The organism is Paenibacillus algorifonticola (genome assembly GCF_000971975.1).
Classification (GTDB): Bacteria; Bacillota; Bacilli; order Paenibacillales; family Paenibacillaceae; genus Pristimantibacillus; species Pristimantibacillus algorifonticola.
In genome coordinates, this window is record NZ_LAQO01000026.1 from 126,437 (window position 1) to 147,201 (window position 20,765).

Annotated in this window: 11 protein-coding genes and 1 pseudogene; 10 read left to right on the plus strand and 2 right to left on the minus strand. The window is 51.8% G+C overall.

Annotation, left to right across the window (positions count from 1 at the left end; all coding sequences use genetic code 11):
- The first annotated feature begins 9 nt into the window (after positions 1-9).
- The 10 genes from WH37_RS25710 to WH37_RS25760 all read left to right on the plus strand — a co-directional run bounded on the left by WH37_RS25710 (position 10) and on the right by WH37_RS25760 (position 19,188).
- Complete coding sequence (locus tag WH37_RS25710; RefSeq protein ID WP_046233497.1) at positions 10-1,107, plus strand: mandelate racemase/muconate lactonizing enzyme family protein; 1,098 nt, start codon at positions 10-12, stop codon at positions 1,105-1,107.
- A gap of 17 nt (positions 1,108-1,124) precedes the next feature.
- On the plus strand, positions 1,125-1,898 hold the full coding sequence (locus tag WH37_RS25715; RefSeq protein ID WP_046233498.1) for an SDR family NAD(P)-dependent oxidoreductase: 774 nt from the start codon (positions 1,125-1,127) through the stop codon (positions 1,896-1,898).
- Between the two features lie 30 nt (positions 1,899-1,928).
- On the plus strand, positions 1,929-2,846 hold the full coding sequence (locus tag WH37_RS25720) for a fumarylacetoacetate hydrolase family protein (RefSeq protein WP_046233499.1): 918 nt from the start codon (positions 1,929-1,931) through the stop codon (positions 2,844-2,846).
- Between the two features lie 52 nt (positions 2,847-2,898).
- Positions 2,899-5,223: a glycoside hydrolase family 95 protein gene (locus WH37_RS25725; protein WP_046233500.1), complete on the plus strand. Its 2,325-nt coding sequence runs from the start codon at positions 2,899-2,901 to the stop codon at positions 5,221-5,223.
- Between the two features lie 155 nt (positions 5,224-5,378).
- Positions 5,379-7,679 (plus strand): helix-turn-helix domain-containing protein, encoded by a 2,301-nt coding sequence (locus WH37_RS25730; RefSeq protein ID WP_046233528.1) that lies wholly within the window; start codon positions 5,379-5,381, stop codon positions 7,677-7,679.
- Between the two features lie 33 nt (positions 7,680-7,712).
- Entirely contained in the window at positions 7,713-9,344 is a 1,632-nt protein-coding gene (locus WH37_RS25735; protein ID WP_046233501.1) for an extracellular solute-binding protein, read from the plus strand.
- A 487-nt stretch (positions 9,345-9,831) separates the two neighbouring features.
- A complete protein-coding gene (locus WH37_RS25745; RefSeq protein ID WP_082111007.1) occupies positions 9,832-10,767 on the plus strand; it encodes an ABC transporter permease in 936 nt (311 codons plus the stop codon).
- Between the two features lie 18 nt (positions 10,768-10,785).
- Positions 10,786-11,709, plus strand: a complete 924-nt coding sequence (locus tag WH37_RS25750) for a carbohydrate ABC transporter permease (RefSeq protein ID WP_046233503.1) — start codon at positions 10,786-10,788, stop codon at positions 11,707-11,709.
- Positions 11,710-11,807: 98 nt separating this feature from the next.
- The gene (locus WH37_RS25755) at positions 11,808-13,475 is read left to right on the plus strand and encodes an extracellular solute-binding protein (protein WP_046233504.1); all 1,668 of its coding nucleotides are present in this window, start codon (positions 11,808-11,810) and stop codon (positions 13,473-13,475) included.
- Between the two features lie 94 nt (positions 13,476-13,569).
- The gene (locus WH37_RS25760; RefSeq protein ID WP_046233505.1) at positions 13,570-19,188 is read left to right on the plus strand and encodes a X2-like carbohydrate binding domain-containing protein; all 5,619 of its coding nucleotides are present in this window, start codon (positions 13,570-13,572) and stop codon (positions 19,186-19,188) included.
- Positions 19,189-19,260: 72 nt separating this feature from the next.
- Here the strand turns inward: WH37_RS25760 and WH37_RS34985 are convergent.
- Both WH37_RS34985 and WH37_RS25765 read right to left on the minus strand, forming a co-directional pair.
- Positions 19,261-19,419 (minus strand): annotated as a pseudogene (locus WH37_RS34985) (2OG-Fe(II) oxygenase); the annotation flags it as partial.
- A gap of 211 nt (positions 19,420-19,630) precedes the next feature.
- Positions 19,631-20,545, minus strand: a complete 915-nt coding sequence (locus WH37_RS25765; protein WP_046233506.1) for a phosphotransferase — start codon at positions 20,543-20,545, stop codon at positions 19,631-19,633.
- Positions 20,546-20,765 lie beyond the last annotated feature (220 nt).

A 20,765-nucleotide genomic window follows, 5' to 3' on the forward strand; every position in this document is an offset into this window, starting at 1 on the left:
GACGTGAAGATGAAAATTTCAAAAGTAGAAACCTTCGTGCTGCATGTTCCGATTGATCCGCCAATTACTGATGCGATTAACGTTGCTACGCATTGGGGACTGGCGGGCGTTCGGATTTATACAGATGAGGGTTATGTCGGTTATGGCTACACGGGCACCTGTGCGCATGGTGACGATATGATCGTCGATACGATCGAGCGCTATTACGCCCCGGAGCTGATCGGCAAGGACCCTTTTATGGTGAAGGAAATATGGGATACGCTTCGTTATGGAAAAATGCACTGGGTAGGCCGTGCGGGTATTGCCCATATGGCGCTTGCGGCGGTAGATATTGCACTATGGGATATTATGGCAAAAGCCTCGAACAAGCCGCTGTGGCAGTATCTTGGCGGGCATAAGTCTACTGGAATTAAGGCTTATAACACGAACGGCGGCTGGCTGAACTGGTCTTTGGAGCGTTTGCTGAAGGATGTAACGGACATTGTAGAGCAGGGCTTCACAGGGGTGAAAATCAAAGTTGGCAAAGCCGATCCGCATGAGGATTACGAGCGGGTGAAGGCGGTCCGTCAGGCGATTGGCGACAAAACCATTTTTATGATAGACGTGAACCAGCAATGGAACATCAACACGGCGATGACGTGGGGGAAAAAGCTGGAGCAATTCGACCTGTTCTGGCTGGAGGAGCCGCTTAACCCGGACGATATTATGGGTCACCGGAAGCTAGCCGATGCGCTCAATGTGCCAATCGCTCTTGGCGAGCATGTCTATTCCAAATATGCGTTCCGCGATTATATCCATCAGGGGGCGATTGAATATTGTCAGGTCGATGTGACCCGTGTCGCGGGCATTACGGAATGGCTGCAGGTAGCGGGGCTTGCCGCATCCTATGATATCCCGATCTGTCCGCATGTGGGAGATATGGGGCAAATTCATCAGCATCTAGTCGCAGCGACATCTGGAGCGATCATGCTGGAGTACATTCCGTGGATCAGGACGATTTTTGTAGAGCCGGCTACGGTCAAAAATGGGCATTATGTGCTGCCGGAGCTGCCGGGAGCTTCGACCGAGATTATTCCCCGTTATTTTGATCAATATCGCATTAGGTAACCGGAAGGAGAGAAGCGATGAGACTGCATGGCAAAATAGCGCTCCTGACAGGAGCAGGCTCCGGTATTGGAAGAACGACGGCAGAGCGGTTCGCGATAGAAGGGGCTGCGGTTATCGTTAATGACATTGACGAAGCGAAGGGACGAGATACCGTCAAAGCGATTCAAGCTGCTGGAGGAGAGGCATTGTTCCTGCACGCTGACGTGACGGACGCGGATTCCGTGCGTTCCATGGTAGAGAAGGCGATAGCGGCGTATGGCGTCATCGATATTCTGTTCAATAACGCAGGGATTAGCGGGGTGGGGGCTATACATGAAATAGAACCGGAGGATTGGGACCGTGTGGTACGGGTCAACCTGCGCGGCGTGTTCCTGCCCTCTAAGTATGTGCTTCCCTATATGATGGAGCGCAGAAGCGGCAATATCATTCATATGTCCTCCTGTATTGCGGAGATGGGCCTTGCGCGAAGAGCTTCTTATTCGGCTACCAAAGGGGCGGTGCTGTCGCTCGCCAAATCGATGCAGGTCGATTACGCCAAATACAATATTCGGGTGAACGCTGTGCTGCCTGGAACGATCATGACGCCGTTTGTAGAGCAATATTTGAAAAGCTCGTACGAGGACCCGGAAGCGGCGATTGCAGCCATCAAGCTTAGACAGCTTGGCGGACAATTGGGGAAGCCAGAGGATGTAGCGAGCGCCGTATTATTCCTTGCCTCCGACGAGTCTTCCTTCATGATGGGCTCTCCGCTGTATATCGATGGAGGAGTCGTCTTCGGCAAGGATGCGTGAACAACAAAGAACGAGAGGCGGTTGGCTGAAATGAAGCTGGTAACGATTGACACGGACGGATTGTATCGTCTCGGTCTTAAGGTGAACGATGGCATATTGGATATTCAGGCGGCACAGCGATGGCTGCCCGACCCTGCTGTTCCGTCCGATGTCATGCAGGTTATTGCGGGCGGCGCTCAGGCGCTTGCGCTTCTGGAGACATACGCTGTGCGCGTTATGAAGGCGGCCGAGCAGCCCGGTGTGGCGTGTGGAGAGATGATTCTAGCTGAAGACGAAGTGAGATGGGGGCCTTGCGTCACCCGCCCGGGCAAAATGATTTGCGTCGGCTTGAACTACAGACAGCATGCGGTGGAGACCAATGCGCGGGTTCCGGACTTCCCGATCCTGTTCAACAAATTTAACAACACGCTCACGGGCCATGGCAGGGATATTGCGCTGCCGGAGCGGGTAACCACGCAGGTGGATTATGAGGCAGAGCTGGTTATCGTCATCGGCCAAACGGCGAAATATATTAGCGAGGACGAGGCGCTCCAGCATGTGTTCGGCTATTGCTGTGTCAATGATTTGTCGGCACGCGATCTTCAAATGCGGACGGCACAATGGCTGCTAGGCAAAAGCTGCGATGATTTCAGTCCGCTTGGCCCTTATCTGGTGACAGCCGATGAAATCCCGGACCCAAATGCGCTCGATATAAAGTGTACCGTCAACGGGGAGGTCAGGCAGCATTCCCATACGAGCGATATGATATTTTCCTGCGCTGAAATTGTAAGCTATATTTCACAGCATATGACGCTGTCGCCGGGCGATATTATTTTGACCGGAACGCCGGAGGGTGTTGTGCTCGGCTTGCCGGAGGAGCAGCGGGTTTACTTGCGCCATGGCGATACGGTAACGATTGAAATTGAAGGCTTAGGGAGCTTGACCAACCGGTTTGTAAGCGAAGTTTAGCAGAGACGGTTCTTAAACGAGACATAACGACATTGTTGAAGGATGATGCAAAGTGAGTCAAGCGAAGCTTTGGTACAACGGTCCGGGCGAGGACTGGAAGCAGGGATTGCCGATCGGCAACGGCCGGATTGGCGCAGTTATTTATGGCGGCAGCGAGCAGGAAACATGGTGTATGACGGAGCTGACGTATTGGTCTGGAAAGAAGGAGCGGATAGCCGGAAACGGAGGAGGGAAAGCGGGGCTTAAGCGGATGCGGGAAGCCTTCTACAAAGGCGATTATAATGAGGGAGACCGGCTCGCTAAGGAGCAGTTGCAGCCGAAGAAGCAGAATTTTGGCACCAACCTCTCCGTTTGCGATATGGTGCTGCGGTTCGGACATCAGAGTGAAGATGTTATTCGCGAGCTCGACATGGAGCTTGCGACGGCAGCGATGTCTTATTCAAGCGCAGGTCATGCGTTCACCCGCGAAGCTTTTGCGACTAATGTCGACGGAATCGTTGCCGCGCGTTTTGCGGGCGAGCAGGCAGGAAGTGTCAGCTTCGCGCTCAGGGTCACGGGCCGCTCAGGATCGTTCGCGGCTGTCGTAGCTGGTGATGATACGATCGCCTTTCATGGGCAAGCAACGGAGGATATGCATAGCGACGGCACATGCGGTGTATTGTGCCGCGGGCTGGTGAAGCTGGTCGTTAGGAGCGGCAGCGTCCAGAGCAAAGCGGATGAGCTTGTTGTGACAGACGCAGACGAAGCCTATCTTTATTTTGCGATGCATACGGATTACGGCCAAGCGGATGAGAACTGGAAAGCAAGAAGCGGGGAGCAGCTCACAGCCGCTATCGCCAAAGGCTATGACCAATTGAAGGCCGAGCATGTAGCGGATTACCGCTCGCTGTATGCCCGTGTATCTCTGGATCTCGGAGCATCCGAGGCTGCTGCGCTTCCGACGGATGAGCGCATGCGGCGGCTGCAACAGGAGGGACAGGACGATCCGGAGCTTATCTCTTTGTTTTTTCAATATGGCCGTTATTTGACGATAGCCGGATCACGCGCAAATTCGCCGCTGCCGCTGCATTTGCAGGGAGTATGGAATGACGGCGAGGCGAACCGGATGGCCTGGAGCTGCGATTACCATTTGGACATTAATACGCAGATGAACTATTATCCGACGGAAATCGTCAATTTGGCGGAATGCCATGTTCCGCTCATGGACTACATTGAGCGGCTGGCGGATGCAGGGAAGCTGGCTGCACAGGATTTTTATGGCTGCGAGGGCTGGGTCGCACATGTATTCTCCAATGCGTGGGGCTTCACAGCACCTGGCTGGGAGACGGGCTGGGGGCTTAATGTCACAGGCGGATTATGGATTGCCATGCATTTGAAGGAGCATTATGAATATGGGCTGGACCGCGCCTTTCTGACGGAGCAGGCTTATCCGGTGTTGAAGGAGGCAGCCGCTTTTTTCCTTGATTATATGGCCGTCCATCCAGCCAACGGCTGGCTTGTGACGGGGCCATCCAACTCGCCAGAGAACAGCTTTTATCCTTTGGATCGGGAGCAAGGACCGCAGCAGCTGTCGATGGGATCAACGATGGATCAGGTGCTGGTGCGGGATTTATTCGCCTTCTGTCTGGATGCGGCGAAATTGCTCGGAACGGATCTTGAGCTTCAAGCGAAGCTGGAGCATGCGATTTCCCTATTGCCTCCGCTGAAGATCGGCAGCAGAGGACAGCTGCAGGAATGGCTGGAGGATTACGAAGAGGCTCAGCCAGAGCATCGCCATCTTGCCCATCTGTTCGCCCTTTATCCAAGCAACCAGATCACTCCGCGCGATACGCCCGAGCTAAGCGCAGCCGCAAGGCAGACGCTGCTAGGTCGTATGACGGATGAACTGGAGGATATTGAATTCACAGCGGTATTGTTTGCAACTGGCTTTTCCCGCCTATATGATGGAGACCGTGCATTGTGGCATATTAACCATCTGATTGGCGAGCTCTGCTTCGATAACCTGCTGACGTATTCCAAGGCAGGAGTTGGCGGGGCAGATACGAATATTTTTATTGCCGACGGCAATTATGGCGGTACGGCGGCGGTGGCAGATACGCTGTTGCATAGCCATGCGGGAGACATTCATCTGCTGCCTGCCTTGCCTTCGGCGTGGCGGTCAGGCTCCTTCAAGGGCCTGCGTGCGAAAGGCAACATTGAGGTGGATGCCGTTTGGGACAATAATAGGCTTACAGAAGCCACACTCTATGCACGTGCCTCTGGACCGGCGGTCGTTCGGTTCGGTGAGCTTGCAGTGAAGGTTGAGCTTGAGGAAGGTCAGGCTTACAGGCTTGATGCCGGGCTGCAAATATTGGAGCGCACGGCTGTAGCCCGGTAGTCCACCATATTAATGAAAAGACAACTACGCTTTGGTATAAAGTAGTTGTCTTTTCGCATCGTTAGGTTATGATGTAGGTGCGGCCGTTTTTAGAGTTGAATGGCAATGCCTTCGTTCTTTATGAAAGCGCTATTATATAGAGGGGTGGGTTGGCTGTGCCCAAATATACGACTATTTTTCGCAAGTTTCTGGTGTCCTACTTAATTATATTGATCATTCCGAGCATAGCGGGTTATGTATCCTATCGGACTTCGATTTCGGTTACGCAATCCATTTCCATCGAGAATAGCGTGACCCAGCTGCAGCGCAGCCAGGAAATATTGGAGCGAAGGATGGTGGAGGTGGAAGGCTTCACTCGCCAGCTTGCCTTGAATCCCGACCTGAACAAGCTCATGAATGAGCAGAAAAATGGAGACGAAATCAACGTCTATGGTATCTGGAGCATGGTGAAGCAGGTTACGCCGTTTAGCCAGACGAATGATTTTCTGCAAAATTATTTTATATACTTAAGCAATTATGACGTTATATTCACCCAAGGCTCAGCCTACTTCCGTCCGGAGCATTATTACCAGAATTTCCACTACACGGACCTTTCGCTAGATGAGTGGAAGGATGAGGTGCTTGGTAGAACGCATAGCAGCGAGATGATGCCGCTCCGTTCGTTTATGAGCAATAAGAAGCAAAGCTCGGTCGTGACCTACATGCAATCGCTGCCGCTCGACAGCTTCAGCGGTTCGTCGCCAGCTACAGTCGTTGTTATGATCGATGAGGAGCATATTTCCAATCTGCTTGCTGGACTGGAAGACCGCTATGGCGGCTGGGCGCACATCAGTGATGCGCAGGGGAATACGATAGGGCTGCGGGGAATAACGGAGGCGGCGGCAAGACAGCTGTCCACGTCCACCGAGCTTGATCAGACGAAGCGCAGCCAATTTTACCATGACGATCTTGTCATTACGATTCAATCCGATACGAGCGGTTGGACTTATCGCGCAGGCGTGCCGCGTCAGGTGCTGATGGAGAATGCGAATCAGATCAAGCATATGACCTGGATGGTAACCGGCATTGCATTAGTGCTGGGGCTGCTGGCGGGGCTATTGCTCTCCTATCGCAACAGTGCGCCGATTAACCGACTGCTTGGCGTGATGAAGGAGCATTTCGGCAAGGACGGTTTGGCGGAGCGCAATGAATATGATTTTTTGCAGGGCAATATTTCGAAAATGATTACGAGCAACCGGCAATTGGAGCTTGAGCTTGAGCGTCAACTCCCGCTCGTTCGGGATGGCTTCCTCAAGCGCCTGCTGGCAGGCGAATTTCGTACGCTGGAGGAAATTGCGGCTGCTGCGGCGCAAGCGGACGTTAACCTTGCCGGTGGTGAGGGTCACGTGGGCATTCTGCGAATTAACGGCTATTCTGGCATGGATAGCATCGATATATTAAATGAGCTTTCAGCAGCAAGGCTGATTATGAAGCAGGCATTGTCCGAAACCGAGGAAAGTTTGTTGATGACCGACCTTGGATCGGATCGTTTGGTCATGATCTGGTTGGAGCAGAAGGAGCAGACGAGCGGCGCCGATTTCCGTAAACGGTTAAATGAAGCGCTGGCCGGACTCGCTCGGACGGCCTACTCAGAATACAAGGTTTCGTTGTCGGCAGCATTTGGAGAATGCTTCCAAACGCTGATGGATGTTAGCCATTCGTACGAGCAAGCAGGGCAAACACTGGAGTATACAGAGCTCTCAGGCATGCAAAGCATACTTTGGTTCAGCGATTCCGGCCGGGAAACAGCGACCTATTATTATCCGCTCGACATGGAGCAGCGGCTGATCAGTACGATTCGTGCAGGAGAGCCGGAGGAAGCCAAGCGGATCGTGTCGGCGGTGATGGACAAAAATTCGGATCAGCATCAGCTATCTCCGGAAATGAAGCAACAGCTCGTCGGCGAGCTGAAGGGAACGCTGCTCAAGCTGCTGGATCAGAAGGCGCTCATCCAATCGGAGCTGCTTCATACGTTGAAGAATCAAATAATTGGCATCCAGGCAGCAGATATGCTGCTGGACATTCAGCAAGAGATCAACGGCATTATCGAAGCGTTGTGCGGTATTATTAACAGCAAGAAAAATAATGCCCATATTCAGATCGCGGGTGACATCAAACGCTTTATTGCCGAAAGCTATAACGACTCCGAGCTGACCTTATACCGTATCGCCGAGAAGGTGGAACGTCCTGAAAAATATATTTCTCAGCTATTCAAGGAGGTGACGGATATAAATGTGTCCGATTACCTGGAGATGGTACGAATCGAGCGCGCCGCCGCTCTGCTTCGCACAGAAGGCTGTACGGTTGATGAAATTGCGTCGCGCGTTGGCTACAACAGCTCGCATTCCTTCCGCAGGGCGTTCAAGCGGGTAATGGGCGTTGCGCCAAGCTCCTATAGGCAGTCCATCCATATCTAGGCGACCATCAGGCGTCGAAGGAGTGAAGGGAAGATGAAGCTGGACCGGACCGGCATTGCTGTCTTTGTGCTTGTGGGGCTGTTGCTCCTCGCCTCATGCTCACTTAAAGAAAATAAGTCTGTGAGCGGAGGTGAAGGCAAGCGAGAGGAAGCACCGACGGAGCTGCATGTATTTGCTTTGCAGGAGCCGGGGATTGAGCTTGGGACAAATGATTTCACTCGTTATCTGGAGCAGAAATTTAACGTGCATTTTAATTGGGAGTTTATTTCGCCGGATGGGGCAAGGGAGAAGCGGCAAATATCGCTCGCAGGCGGCGACTATCCTGATGCATATTTCCTGACGGCGTATATCGATCAATTCTCGCAATCGGACCTGCTTAAGTACGGCAAGCAGGGCGTTATCATGCCCCTAAATGAGCTAATTGCGAAATATGCTCCCAATGTGAAAGCCGCTATGACGGAGCATTCGGATCTCAAAGCGCTCAGTACAGCTCCTGATGGGAACATTTACGGCCTGCCAGCCTACAGCGAATGCTTCCATTGCTCCTATCCGAACAAGATGTGGGTGAATGACAAATGGCTCGCGAAGCTGGGGCTGGACGTACCGACGACAACCGAGGAATTTAAGGAAATGCTGGAGGCATTCAACAGCTCAGACCCCAACGGCAACGGATTGGCTGATGAGGTCCCGCTCAGCGGCTCGACCGAGGATTTTGGCGTCCGAATTATTCCGTATTTGATGAACGGTTTTATTTATCATGATGATCGCCATTATTTGATGCTGACCGATGGCAAGGTGGAGACGGTTGCGGATAAGCCGCGTTGGAAGGAAGGGCTGGCCTATATCAGGTCGCTCTACAAGGAGGGGCTGATCGATCCGGGAGCTTTTATTCAAAATGCGGAGGCTTTAAAAAGAATCGGCGACAATGATGGAGCGCCTATGCTAGGGGTGGCGGCAGGGATGCATCCCGCTATATTCGCAGGTGAGAGAATGAACGATTATGTGCCGATTCCGCCGCTTGTGGGACCTTATGCCTCCTATGCTACTTATCAAGGGGGCGGTATGCAGCCTGGAGCCAAGTTTGTCATCACGAACCGGGCGAGCAAGGAGGCGCAGCGCAAATTAATCGAAATCGTTAACTATATGTACACACCAGAAGGGCAAACGACGTCCCAAAACGGTTTGGAAGGTATCGGCTGGCGCAAGCCGCAAGCTGGGGAGCAGGCGCTTGGAGCAGGCGTCAAGCCGTTGTTCACAAGCCTTATTCTGATCAATGAAGCAGAGTCGACCAATTCCGGCTGGAGCGGGATGGCGCATCTGTATATGCCTAGGGAATATCGCGATAGCTGGGTGGCGGGCAGCGATATGTATACGCCTGATGGCTATGAGCGCAGACTCTATGAAGCCACAATGCTGTATGAAGGACATGAGCCTTCAGATATTTTCCCAATCTGGACGCTATGGCTGGACCCGACCGAAGCGGACGAGGCTGGCATTTTGCATACTAATTTAACTAATTATATCGAACAAAGCACTTTGCGCTTCATTACAGGCGATTGGGACTTAGACAAGGATTGGAACGGCTATGTAGCAGGCTTGCATGATATGAGGATTCAGCGGTACGTTGAGATCATGCAAAGGGCTTATGATCTTTATAAAAAATAAGAGACGATATAGCTTGAACTTAGATGTATAACGAGCAGAACCCACTTTAACAGTCGTGTGCGAAGAAAGCCCAGTACTCATGTGTCTATTTCTAAATTGACCTTACTGGGCTGAGAAGTATATTTCTCCCTGATCTTTGAGCCTCCTATATCGAAAAATAATAATGTAAATCGGCTGATGGTAGAGCCGGTTTTTTTTCGTATGTCCGTAGTTACTGAATAGGCTGAGGCAATAGGTTAGTTCAGGCCAATCGCTCGTTATGGTACCCATCCCCACGCACTCTCCCCGGGCCACCGCCAAATGTACGCCCCCACGGCCAATTGTCCCCCTGAAAACGGCGTTTTTGTACGCTAAACGACGCAAGTGTACCTGTCGCAAGCGAGGCTGAATCTCCTATGATCAAGCGTATAGAAAGCGCTATCATCCATCATCAGGCAGTGACTTAGGGGGGATTGTTCTGGAGAAAGAGGTTGTATTGAAGCATCAAATGTTAAACGGCGGTGTCAAGCGAAGAGTGTCGGAGGAAGCTCGCAGAAGCTTGAGGAAACATTGGCAGCTCTATTTGATTGTTATACCGCCGGTGTTGTTTTTCCTTATTTTCAAATACTATCCGATGCTTAATGCGGTGCTGGCGTTCAAGGACTATAACGTCATTAAAGGGATCTGGGGCAGTCCGTGGGTAGGCTTCAAAAACTTTCAGCTGTTTTTTGACAATCCGATGTTCTGGCCGCTCGTCAAAAACACGATTTACGTCAGCGGCTATCTGCTGCTTGCCGGTTTCCCGGTGCCGATTTTGCTGGCGCTCATGCTGAATGAGGTAGGCAGTGGCAGATTCAAGCGGCTGGTCCAGCTCGTTACTTTCGCGCCGTATTTTATCTCGACTGTCGTCATGGTATCGATCATTATGCTTTTTCTTGCGCCGCGGCTTGGCTTTGCCAATGTGGCTCTGAATTTTTTTGGTTTGGATTCAATCAACTTTCTCGGTGAGGCCAGCATGTTCCGTTCGATCTATGTATGGTCTGATATTTGGCAGACGGCAGGCTATTCAGCGGTCATTTATTTGGCGGCGCTGGCGGGCATTGATCCAACGTTATATGAGGCAGCCAAGGTGGATGGCGCTTCGCGCTTTCAAAAGATTGTGCATGTGGACATTCCCGGCCTGCTGCCGACGATTACGATTATCCTCATTTTGAATGTGGGCAGCGTGATGGCGATTGGATTCGAGAAAATATACCTGCTGCAAAATCCGCTGAATATGGTCCATTCAGAAATTATTGCCACTTATGTGTATCGAATTGGGCTGCTTAATGCGAATTACAGCTTTGCAACCGCAGTCGGCTTGTTCAACTCGCTTATTAATTTGGTGTTATTGGTTACGGTGAATGGCCTTGCCAAACGCTTAACGAAATCGAGTATCTGGTAGAAGAAGGGGAGTACGCCTATGGCAGCGACAAAATCAGCCGTGCAGCAACCGCCGTTCAGGCTGAAAATCAGAGAATCGGCCGGTGACAGGCTATTCCTGTTCATCATCTATACGGTGCTTTCACTTGTGCTGCTCGCAGTGATTTATCCGCTTATTTATATTTTGAGCAGCTCGATCAGCAGTCCGGCAGCAGTGACTTCCGGCCGTGTCTGGCTGTGGCCCGTCGATATTTCCTTCCGCGGCTTCGAGGTGTTGTTCAGTACCCCGCAAATTATGACGGGCTACGGCAATTCGTTGTTCTATACGACGGCGGGAACGCTGATTAGCGTAGCGCTGACGGTTATGATCGCGTATCCGATGTCACGCAAAACCTTTTTTGGCCGTGGCGTCATTATGATGCTGATCACATTCACGATGCTGTTCAGTGGCGGCCTTATTCCAACTTATATGGTGGTCAAAGAATTCGGCATGATCGACTCGCGCTGGGCGCTGCTCATTCCGAATGCGATCTGGGTATGGCAGGTGATCATCGCCCGTTCTTTCTTCCAGTCGTCGATTCCTGATGAGCTGATGGAGGCGGCCGAAATAGACGGCTGCAGCGATCTCCGATTTATGCGCAGCGTCGTCATTCCACTGTCCAAGCCAATACTCGCCGTGCTGTTCCTGATGTACGGGGTGGGGCAGTGGAACGCCTATTTCGATGCCCTTATCTATTTGAAATCAGCCAATCTGTTTCCACTCCAGCTTGTGCTGCGCAGCATCATCATTATGAACAATACCGCGGGCGTGACGGATGCCCTGAAGCAAGTGGAGCGGCAGCAGCTATCCGAGCTGCTGAAATACTCGCTGATCGTCGTAGCCACGCTGCCGGTGCTTATTATTTATCCGTTCGTACAGAGATATTTCGTGCAAGGCATGCTTGTCGGCTCGGTCAAAGGCTAATGGTCAACTGGAGCATGAGGGGAGGTGAGGCTTGGCATCGGAAGCGCAAATGTAAGGCAGACAGCCATTATTATGAGATGAAAAGGGAGCGAACAACAATGAAGAAGAGACTGTTAGGCCTGCTCACCATCGCAGTGGTAGTTAGCATGATGCTTGCTTCATGCTCGCAGAACAATAAGCCAGCGGGCAGCGTGGCGACTGCGCCGGATTCGCAATCGGAAGAGACGGGGAACACCGCACCGGTTGAAATTACGCTTTTTGCCGTGCAGGAGTCGGGCATTGATCTGACAACTAACAAGTTCACCAAATTCGTTGAAGAGAAGTTTAATATCAAGTTTAAGTTCGATACGACGCCACCGGACGGGGCAAAGGAAAAACGCCAAATTTCATTGGCGAGCGGCGATTATCCGGATGCCTACATGCTTCCAGGCTACATCGATCAATTTTCGCAGGCTGATGTGTTGAAGTACGGCAAGCAGGGCGTGCTTGTGCCGTTGAACGACCTGATTGAACAATATGCGCCAAACATTAAAGCGGCTATGGAAAAAGACGCAGATTTGAAAGCGTTTAACACGGCGCCTGACGGTAATATTTACGGTCTTGTCGCTTACAGCCAATGTTTCCATTGCTCGTATCCGAACAAAATGTGGATCAACACGAAATGGCTGGATAAACTTCAGCTTGAGATGCCTAAGACGCTGGAGGAATTTAAGGCGGTGCTGAAAGCGTTCAAAACCCAAGATCCGAACGGCAACGGAGTGGCCGACGAAGTGCCTCTCAGCGGCTCGATCGAGGATTTTGGCGTACGTGTTATGCCATTCCTGATGAACGGCTTCGTCTACGATGACGATCGCAACTATTTGAACCTGACGGGCGGCAAGGTTGAATCGGCGGCGATGAAGTCGGAATGGAAAGAAGGTCTGAGCTACATCAAATCCCTGTATGATGAAGGACTGATTGACCCGGGCGCATTCGCGCAAAATGCAGAAGCGTTCAAAAAAATCGGCGAAAACGGCGATTCGCAAATTTTGGGCGCGGGAGCGGGCATGCATCCTGCTATTTTCATTAATATCGACGCCGGCAACAAAAACTCGGCCGATTACAACCCTGTACCGCCACTTACTGGACCACATGGTTCCTATGCAACGCATGATGGGGGCGGCGTGGCTCCTGGCGCCAAGTTTGTGATCACGAATAAAGCATCCGAGGAACAGCAAATCGCCTTGATTAAGCTGGTCGATTATATGTTCACGCAAGAAGGTCAGACGAATGGGGCCTCCGGCATGGAAGGCATTGACTGGAGAAAGCCGAAGGAAGGCGAGGTTGCGCTTGGTGAAGGTGTAACGCCGCAAATTGCCATGATCCCTGCCGTTGAAGGTGAAGCCCCTCGCAATGCGGGCTGGAGCGGAACCGCCCATTTCTATATGCCGAAGGAGTACCGGGACAGCTTCGTTCAAGGAACGGATATTTATGATTCCGCCAGCTACGAGCGCAGATTGTATCAGGCTACACTGCTGTACCAGGGCCATGAGCCGAAGGAGCTGTTCCCGCTGTGGTCGATCTGGGTCGATCAGAACGAGGTGGACGAAGTGAGCATTCTGCAAACGAACATTAAATCGTACATTGAGCAGAACGCTTTGCAATTTATTACCGACAACAAAAGCCTGGAGAAGGACTGGGACGCTTATGTGAAAGGTTTGAAGGATCTAAAAATCGATCGTTATCTGGAAATTTTGCAGAAGGCTTACGACGCGTCGTTCAAGTAATGCTGCGGATTAATCAGCAACGCCGGACTTACAGGATCAGGTTATTATTGCGAGATAATGGCCTGGTCCTATTTTCTGAAAAAGGAGCTTAATTATGATCCCATTCATGAAAAAAATACGGCCTTGGCTGCTCGTTGTCGTTGTACTCACGATGCAGCTTGGACTTGTAGCGCCTTACGGAAACGTAGCGAAAGCTGCGGACAATGGACTTGCCCAGAAGCCTTATATGGGCTGGAGCAGCTATAGCATGCAGGTGTATACGAACAACGGTCAATGGATTACCGCCGAGCAGATCAAGGCGCAGTCCGACGCGATGCACGAGAAGCTGCAGCCTTACGGCTACGAATACATTAATATCGATGCGGCCTGGAACGGTGATATGGATGGCTACGGCCGACCGATTCCAAGTACGACACTTTATCCGAACGGCTTGCAGGAAGTGATCGACTATATTCACGATAATGGCCAAAAGGTAGGTCTGTACGGTATTCCAGGCATGTCGCCGCAGGCGTACGATCAGAATCTGCCGATTTTCGATGCGCCGGGCTGCTTCATGCAGGATATTGCAGCGCAGCCGCTGCAAGAGTCGGATTACTGGGGGCTCGGCTACAAAATCGATTTCGACCAGCCATGCGCGCAAAAGTATATTGATTCGATTGCCAATTTGTATGGCGAATGGGGGATCGACTTCCTCAAGTTCGACAGTGTGACGCCGGGCTCCGGCATATCGGATCTGTCGCTTGATGCGCGCGATGACGTCAAGGCATGGTCGCAGGCGCTTGAGCCGCACAATATTTGGCTGGAGCTTTCATGGGCGCTGGACATCAAATACATCGACTACTGGAAAAAATACGCCAACGGCTGGCGCGTGGATTGGGATGTAGAGTGCTATTGCGGCACTGGCGGCTTGACGGTATGGTCAAGCATCGCCCGTCTCTTCCCGAAAGCTGAACAATTTTGGCGCCATGCCGGACCAGGCGGCTGGAACGACTTTGATTCCTTGAACGTTGGAAATGGCGCGATGGACGGCATAACGCAGGATGAGCGTAGAACGGCCATGTCTTTCTGGGCGCTTTCATCCGCGCAATTGTACATTGGCAATGATATGACCAACCTTGATGCTTTTGGGCTTGAGCTGCTGACTAACGAAGAGGTCATTGCCGTCAATCAGGCGGGCCGGCCGGGGCATCCCGTATCTACGGCTACCGAGCAGCAGGTGTGGTATGCCAACAATGGTGATGGCACGTATACAGTCGGACTGTTCAATCTGGGGAGCTCAGCGGCGACGGTGAGCGTGGACTGGAGCGATATCGGACTGGAGGGGCCGGCCAAGGTACGCGACCTGTGGACGCATCAGGATCTTGGTACATTTAACACAGGCTACAGTTCGGCTAATTTGGCTTCGCATGCATCGAGATTGCTGAAGGTTACGTCGCTTGGCGGAACATCAATCGCTAACGATGACGATACCGGCTTCAAGTATACAGGGGATTGGGCACGTAATGGGGGGCAGGAGCTTGCAGGCGGTGCGCAAAACCTTGTTATCGATGTAGGCAATGCGGCAGCGCAGAGCAGCACCATCGCTCCGTCAACTGCCAGCTTCGACAAAAAGCAATCCGAGCAGGCTGATGTCTTGGCGACATTGACGCTGAATGGCAACACGCTTGCCGGTATTTCGGCGGGCGGAACAGCGCTAACAGCAGGCACGGATTACGTGATGGACGCGAACGAGGTTACGATCAAAAAAGAATATTTTGCAACCAAAGCGGTAGGTTCACTGAACTTGACCTTTACGTTTAGCGGCGGCTTGCCGCAGACGCTATCTGTTGCAATCAGCGATACGACGATCAGAGACAGCAGGGTGAATCCGTCAACGGTCAGCTTCGATTTGTTGCCGTCTGCCCAAACGGATGTGGAGCTAACAACGGCGCTGAATGGCAATACGCTGACCGACGTCAAGCATGGCGGCAATACGCTCGCAGCGGGAACCGACTATACCGTAAGCGGCAATACGCTGACACTCAAAAAGGCTTGGCTTGCTGCACAGCAGGCGGGAACGGAGGCACTGACCTTCACCTTTAGTGCGGGAGCGGAACAGACGGTATCGCTTGTCATTCAGGATACAGCAGTTGGCGGATCAATCTCTCTGAACGATGATGATCCATCCATCGTGTACACAGGTGGTTGGAATCGCAGCTGGAATCGTGGACTCGGCGATTATATGGATGATGTGCACTATGCCGAAGCGAATGACAACGATTATTTTTCGTATACGTTCACAGGCACGGGGATTGAATTTATTACGGAGCATGACCCGTCCCAGGGTGCAATCGACATTTATATCGACGATCAATTCCAACGTACGATCAGCACGTACAATATCGGAAGGCTGGCGCAGAAGCCTGTGTTTAACATTACAGGACTGGCTGACGGCACGCATACGCTTAAAGCGGTGAAAAAATCAGGCTATTTCCTCCTGCTCGACAAGCTGCGGGTACTATTGCCTGATCTTGTAAGCGGAGCAGTTGGCGGATTCGACAAGGCAGCGGGGCAGCAGGCAGACTTGATCTTTACGACGACAGGAGCTCGCAGCGGCTTCGGCGGCATTTCGAACGGCGAAGCAGCTCTGACAGAGGGTACGGATTACACAGTGTCTGGCAATGACATTACTGTGAAGAAGGAATATATGGCGGGACAGCCAATTGGTACAACAAGCTTGACATTCTCGTTCGCAGAAGGGGCTGTGCAGACGCTCGCTGTAGCTGTTAGCGATTCGTCGTCGGCGAACAGCACGATTAGCCCGTTAGAGGCGAGCTTTGACAAAAAAGCTTCCGCGCAGGCCGACGTTGCTGTGGCATTGACGCTGAACGGAAACACGTTATCGGGCATTAGCAACAACGCAGCAGCACTGACAGAGGGTACGGACTACATCGTATCCGGCAACGATGTGATCATTCACAAGGCTTACCTTGCCAACCAGCCGTTAGGTACAGCGAGCTTGCGCTTTGATTTTAGTGCTGGGGCTCCGCAGACGCTGGCAATCAAGATCACCGACACCACGGGGCAGAACAGTACGATTAGCCCAAGCACACTGAGCTTTGATCATAAAACGGCGGCACAAGCAGATATTGCGACGACGGTTAGTCTGAACGGCAATACGCTAACTGGAATTGCTAATGGTGCGACAGCGCTGCAAGAAGGAACGGACTACCAGCTTTTCGGCGACCAGCTTACGATCCGCAAGGGCTTTCTTGCGCAAATGCCAAATGGCATGACGAATTTGACGTTGTCCTTCAGTGGCGGTGCTGCGCAAACGCTGGCCGTTGCAATTAGCGATTCGTCGAGAGGCCGCTATGTTGCAGTAAACAACGATGACAGCGACATTTCGTATAAGGGCGCCTGGCAGCACGGACGAAACAGAGGGCTCGGTGATTATAAGGACGACGTCCATTACACGGAGACGACGGGCGACTATTTGGAATATACGTTCGAGGGCACAGGCATTACGTTTATAACCGAAAAAGACTCGTCGCAAGGCGATATGGACATCTATATCGATGGCGTATTCCAGCAGACGGTCAGCACGTATTATCCTAGCCGCCAGGTTAATCAGACCGTATTTGTTGCAGAAGGCCTGACACTGGGCGAGCATACGCTCAAAGCGGTCAAAAAATCCGGCTACTACATGCTGCTGGACCAATTGAAATTCCGAATGGCTGATATGATAAGCCCGGATACAGGCAGCTTCGACAAAACCGCGCAGGCGGATATAACAACAACGCTTCAGGTCGACGGAAGCAACCTGCTGGGTGTGAAGAATGGCCATGCAACGCTCACGGCTGGTGTGGACTATATCGTTTCGGGCAGTGATATTACGATTAAGAAGGAATATTTGGCATCGCAGCCTGATGGAGCTGTGAGCTTAGCCATCTCTTACCGTGGCGACTATCACAACGATCTGCACAGTACAATGACCAATGGGGATTATGCCGAATTTTCGTTTACTGGCACAGGCGTTGCCCTGATTGCGCCAAAATCAGCCGTTCAGGGTGATGTTGATATTTACATCGATAACATATTCCAACAAACGGTTAGCGCCGTCAACGCAAGCCGATTGACGCAGCAGGAGATTTACGCAGTGACCGGCTTGGCTGACACCATTCATACGATTAAAGCAGTGAAAAAATCAGGAAATTACATGCTGCTTGACGGCGTGAAGTTTGCAGCGAGCGGTCAGCCGCAGCCATCGGCAACGCCAACTGGCACGCCAACAACAGTGCCGTCGACGGAGCCTACAGCGACAGCAACGGCCCCTACTGCAACACCAACAGAGCCTGCAGCGACGCCAACGGCACCTACTGTAACACCAACGGAGCCTACAGCGACGCCAACACCAGCGCCAACGGGAGGTGCAGTCTCTGCGCCTCCCCCGTCAGGGGGAAACGGTACTGTTCCGTCTTCAGAGCTGATCACAGTTGACGTAGGGAATGGGATCAAAAAGACCTTCAATCGAACCAAGCAGGCCGACGGCAGTAAGCGGGATGAGCTTGCGCTGACGGCCGAGGAGGCTCGCAAAGCGGTAGAAAGCGCAGCTGCATCAGGTGCGAAAGCTGTGAACATAATCATTCCAGACACGCTGGATGAAGTTGAGGAAACGGCTTTTAAGCTGCCCAAGGATGCTGTCAAAAGCTTGACGACAGCGGAGGTCGGGCTGCAGTTATCCACTGCAAATGCTATTATTGCAGTCGGCAGTGGCCCGTTATCGGGCTTGCAGGATGAGCTGTATTTTAAGCTGGCTCCAATGAAGGACGCAATTAAGCAGCAGGAGCTTGCTGGTCAGGCGAATCGCCAAGCAGCTGTCAGCATTGTCTCGGGTGATGGTGAGGCGACGGTTGTTGGGCGCCCGATGAACATTGAAACCAATTTGCAAAATGTGGAAGTTGCGATAATCTTGCCGTTAAAAGGCACTAAGCTTGCAGAGGCGGAGTGGCAAAATCTAGCCGTGTATATTGAGCATAGCGACGGAACGAAGGAGCTGTTAAGGGGGACTGTCGTACCTTACAACGATCAGGGCGACAAAGGACTTGCATTTACCGTTACAAAGTTCAGCTTGTTCACGCTGCTTCATATATCGGGGCTGGAACAGTCCAGTCTAGGCGTCGCTTATATGAAAGGATACGAGGATGACACGTTCAAGCCGGACAATCGAATTACAAGAGCGGAGATTGCCGCCATCCTGTCCCGTATACTGACGCGCCACAAGGCGGACGCGGCGAATATAGATTACACTGATGTAGCTGCAGGGTATTGGGCTAAGGAGTATATAGCCGATATGACCCAAATGGGTTTAATGAAGGGATATGGCAATGGGGAATTTAGAGCCGACCATTCTGTCACGCGCGCTGAGATGGCACGTCTTGTGTCGCAGCTGCTCATCAGCGGTTCGGACTCGCAATCCGGCAAGGGCTTTGGCGATATAGCTGGGCATTGGGCGCAAAGCGATATTATGCAGGTTCAGGCTCACGGCTTTATTAATGGTTACAACGATGGCACATTCAAGCCGAATCAGGCGCTCACACGCGCGGAAGCGGCCACAATTATCAACAAGGTGCTGGGTAGACCAAATGCGAACGCTTCGGCGCAGTTGTCATGGAAGGATGTCCCGGCTTCGCATTGGGCATTCGGAGCAATTGCTGCAGCATCGCTAGAATAGTTGAAACGGGTCCTCCTGAAGTCAGGGGACCCGTTTTTTCGCTTTGGCCGGGAATGGAGGGAGTGACTGCCGTTACTTCGCGTCATGGAATATGATCCCTAGACTATATCTGGTTCCCGATGTAATGCTGCCTACACCGTGACGAAGCGTAATACGATAATAGCCACGCTTTCCTGAAATAGGCCGATACTGGGTGGGGGAAATCAACCATCCACCTTGCTCTAAAGTAAGCTGTCCTTTGGGTTAATAAAAAGAACAGGTCACTGTACCACCTGCTCGTTTATGTGTTATTCAACTATCGTTCCCGTTAGCGCAACGACTTACTCTGTTGAATTTCGTGTTCCTCAACATAAAGCGGCATCAGAGAAGGCGGTTTGTACCTTATCGCGGCTTTAAACAACAAAATGGTGCCGATAGCCATAGCCTCAACGAAATAATGAGCCTAATCCGACAGTGCCCGCATGATGTTGGATTTCGCCTCTGCCGCAATCGTTTCATTCCCGTCATCGACCGCTTGCATTAAGATCAGTATGGGGATGTATACCGCGATCAGCCGTGCCAGCAGCTTCGTTTCCTCGTCCGCTCCTCCGTACGTTTCGAAAAACACGCCGCGAGCGTAAGGTGGTAAAAAGCTATAAGCAACGCTCAAATCGCAAGCTGGATGGCCTACGCTCAGATCGCCCCAATCAATGATGCCGGAAACGATCCCGTTCTCATTCACAAGCATATTTTTGAAATGAAGATCGCCATGTAGCAGTGCACTCACCGCCTCGACACGGTCCTTTTGCAGCCTGCTAATATACGCTTCGATCACACCGGACTCCTCCGGCGACAAGTGTTCAACCACCTTCGATAGAAAGCCCTCCAATTTCACTTTGCGCGATGCTATGTCCGTCAAGCTTCGATGATCTTGCTGAACTCCGCACTTCAGCGCCGCCTGCACCGGAAACTCATGCAATCTCCGCAAAAATTTCGCCAGCGTCTCTGCCGATAAAGCCCGGCGTTCTTCCGTCAAACCGATTGGAAAATCTCCTTGCACGTAGGCATAGCCAAGAAATGGTGCCGGGTATTCGTCACTTGCTTCGCCATAAAACAACGGTTTAGGATAGGGGATGGTCATATATGCCTCCAGCTTCGGCAGCAGCTTCCCTTCCATACGAATCGAGCCAACTGCAATCGTTCTTCTTGGAAACCGGAACACGTACTCGTCACCGATGAGAAAAACCGTATTGTCCCAGCCCCAGCCCAATCGCTTCACTTGCTTCGATGACAGCTGAGGGAATTGTCTGCCGATCAGCGTCCGCGCCTGCTCTTCGTTAACCTCCCACTCCGCATCCCATACATTCGTTCCTCCCATGAATTGTCTGCCTCCTCGTTCCTTACGTTATTAAAATATTTACATTTACTGGAAGTTAAGCATAACTGCCCTTTAGCTTAATGAAAAATGAAGCAGCTGCCGGATCACAATCTGCTCCATTTTTCATTGAACTAAAGTTCCCCGTTAGGATTCCTGTAGAGCGTTAATTTTGCGTTTTGCATAAAAACGAGCGCCTCCAGTAAGATGGGGTAGTCACGGG

What these genes read in the sequence shown, in the direction of transcription:
- WH37_RS25710 (WP_046233497.1), top strand. Translation starts at nt 10, where the DNA reads ATGAAAATTTCAAAAGTAGAAACCTTCGTGCTGCATGTTCCGATTGAT.
- WH37_RS25715 (WP_046233498.1), top strand. Translation starts at nt 1,125, where the DNA reads ATGAGACTGCATGGCAAAATAGCGCTCCTGACAGGAGCAGGCTCCGGT.
- WH37_RS25720 (WP_046233499.1), top strand. Translation starts at nt 1,929, where the DNA reads ATGAAGCTGGTAACGATTGACACGGACGGATTGTATCGTCTCGGTCTT.
- WH37_RS25735 (WP_046233501.1), top strand. Translation starts at nt 7,713, where the DNA reads ATGAAGCTGGACCGGACCGGCATTGCTGTCTTTGTGCTTGTGGGGCTG.
- WH37_RS25745 (WP_082111007.1), top strand. Translation starts at nt 9,832, where the DNA reads ATGTTAAACGGCGGTGTCAAGCGAAGAGTGTCGGAGGAAGCTCGCAGA.
- WH37_RS25750 (WP_046233503.1), top strand. Translation starts at nt 10,786, where the DNA reads ATGGCAGCGACAAAATCAGCCGTGCAGCAACCGCCGTTCAGGCTGAAA.
- WH37_RS25755 (WP_046233504.1), top strand. Translation starts at nt 11,808, where the DNA reads ATGAAGAAGAGACTGTTAGGCCTGCTCACCATCGCAGTGGTAGTTAGC.
- WH37_RS25760 (WP_046233505.1), top strand. Translation starts at nt 13,570, where the DNA reads ATGATCCCATTCATGAAAAAAATACGGCCTTGGCTGCTCGTTGTCGTT.
- WH37_RS25765 (WP_046233506.1), bottom strand. Translation starts at nt 20,545, where the DNA reads ATGGGAGGAACGAATGTATGGGATGCGGAGTGGGAGGTTAACGAAGAG.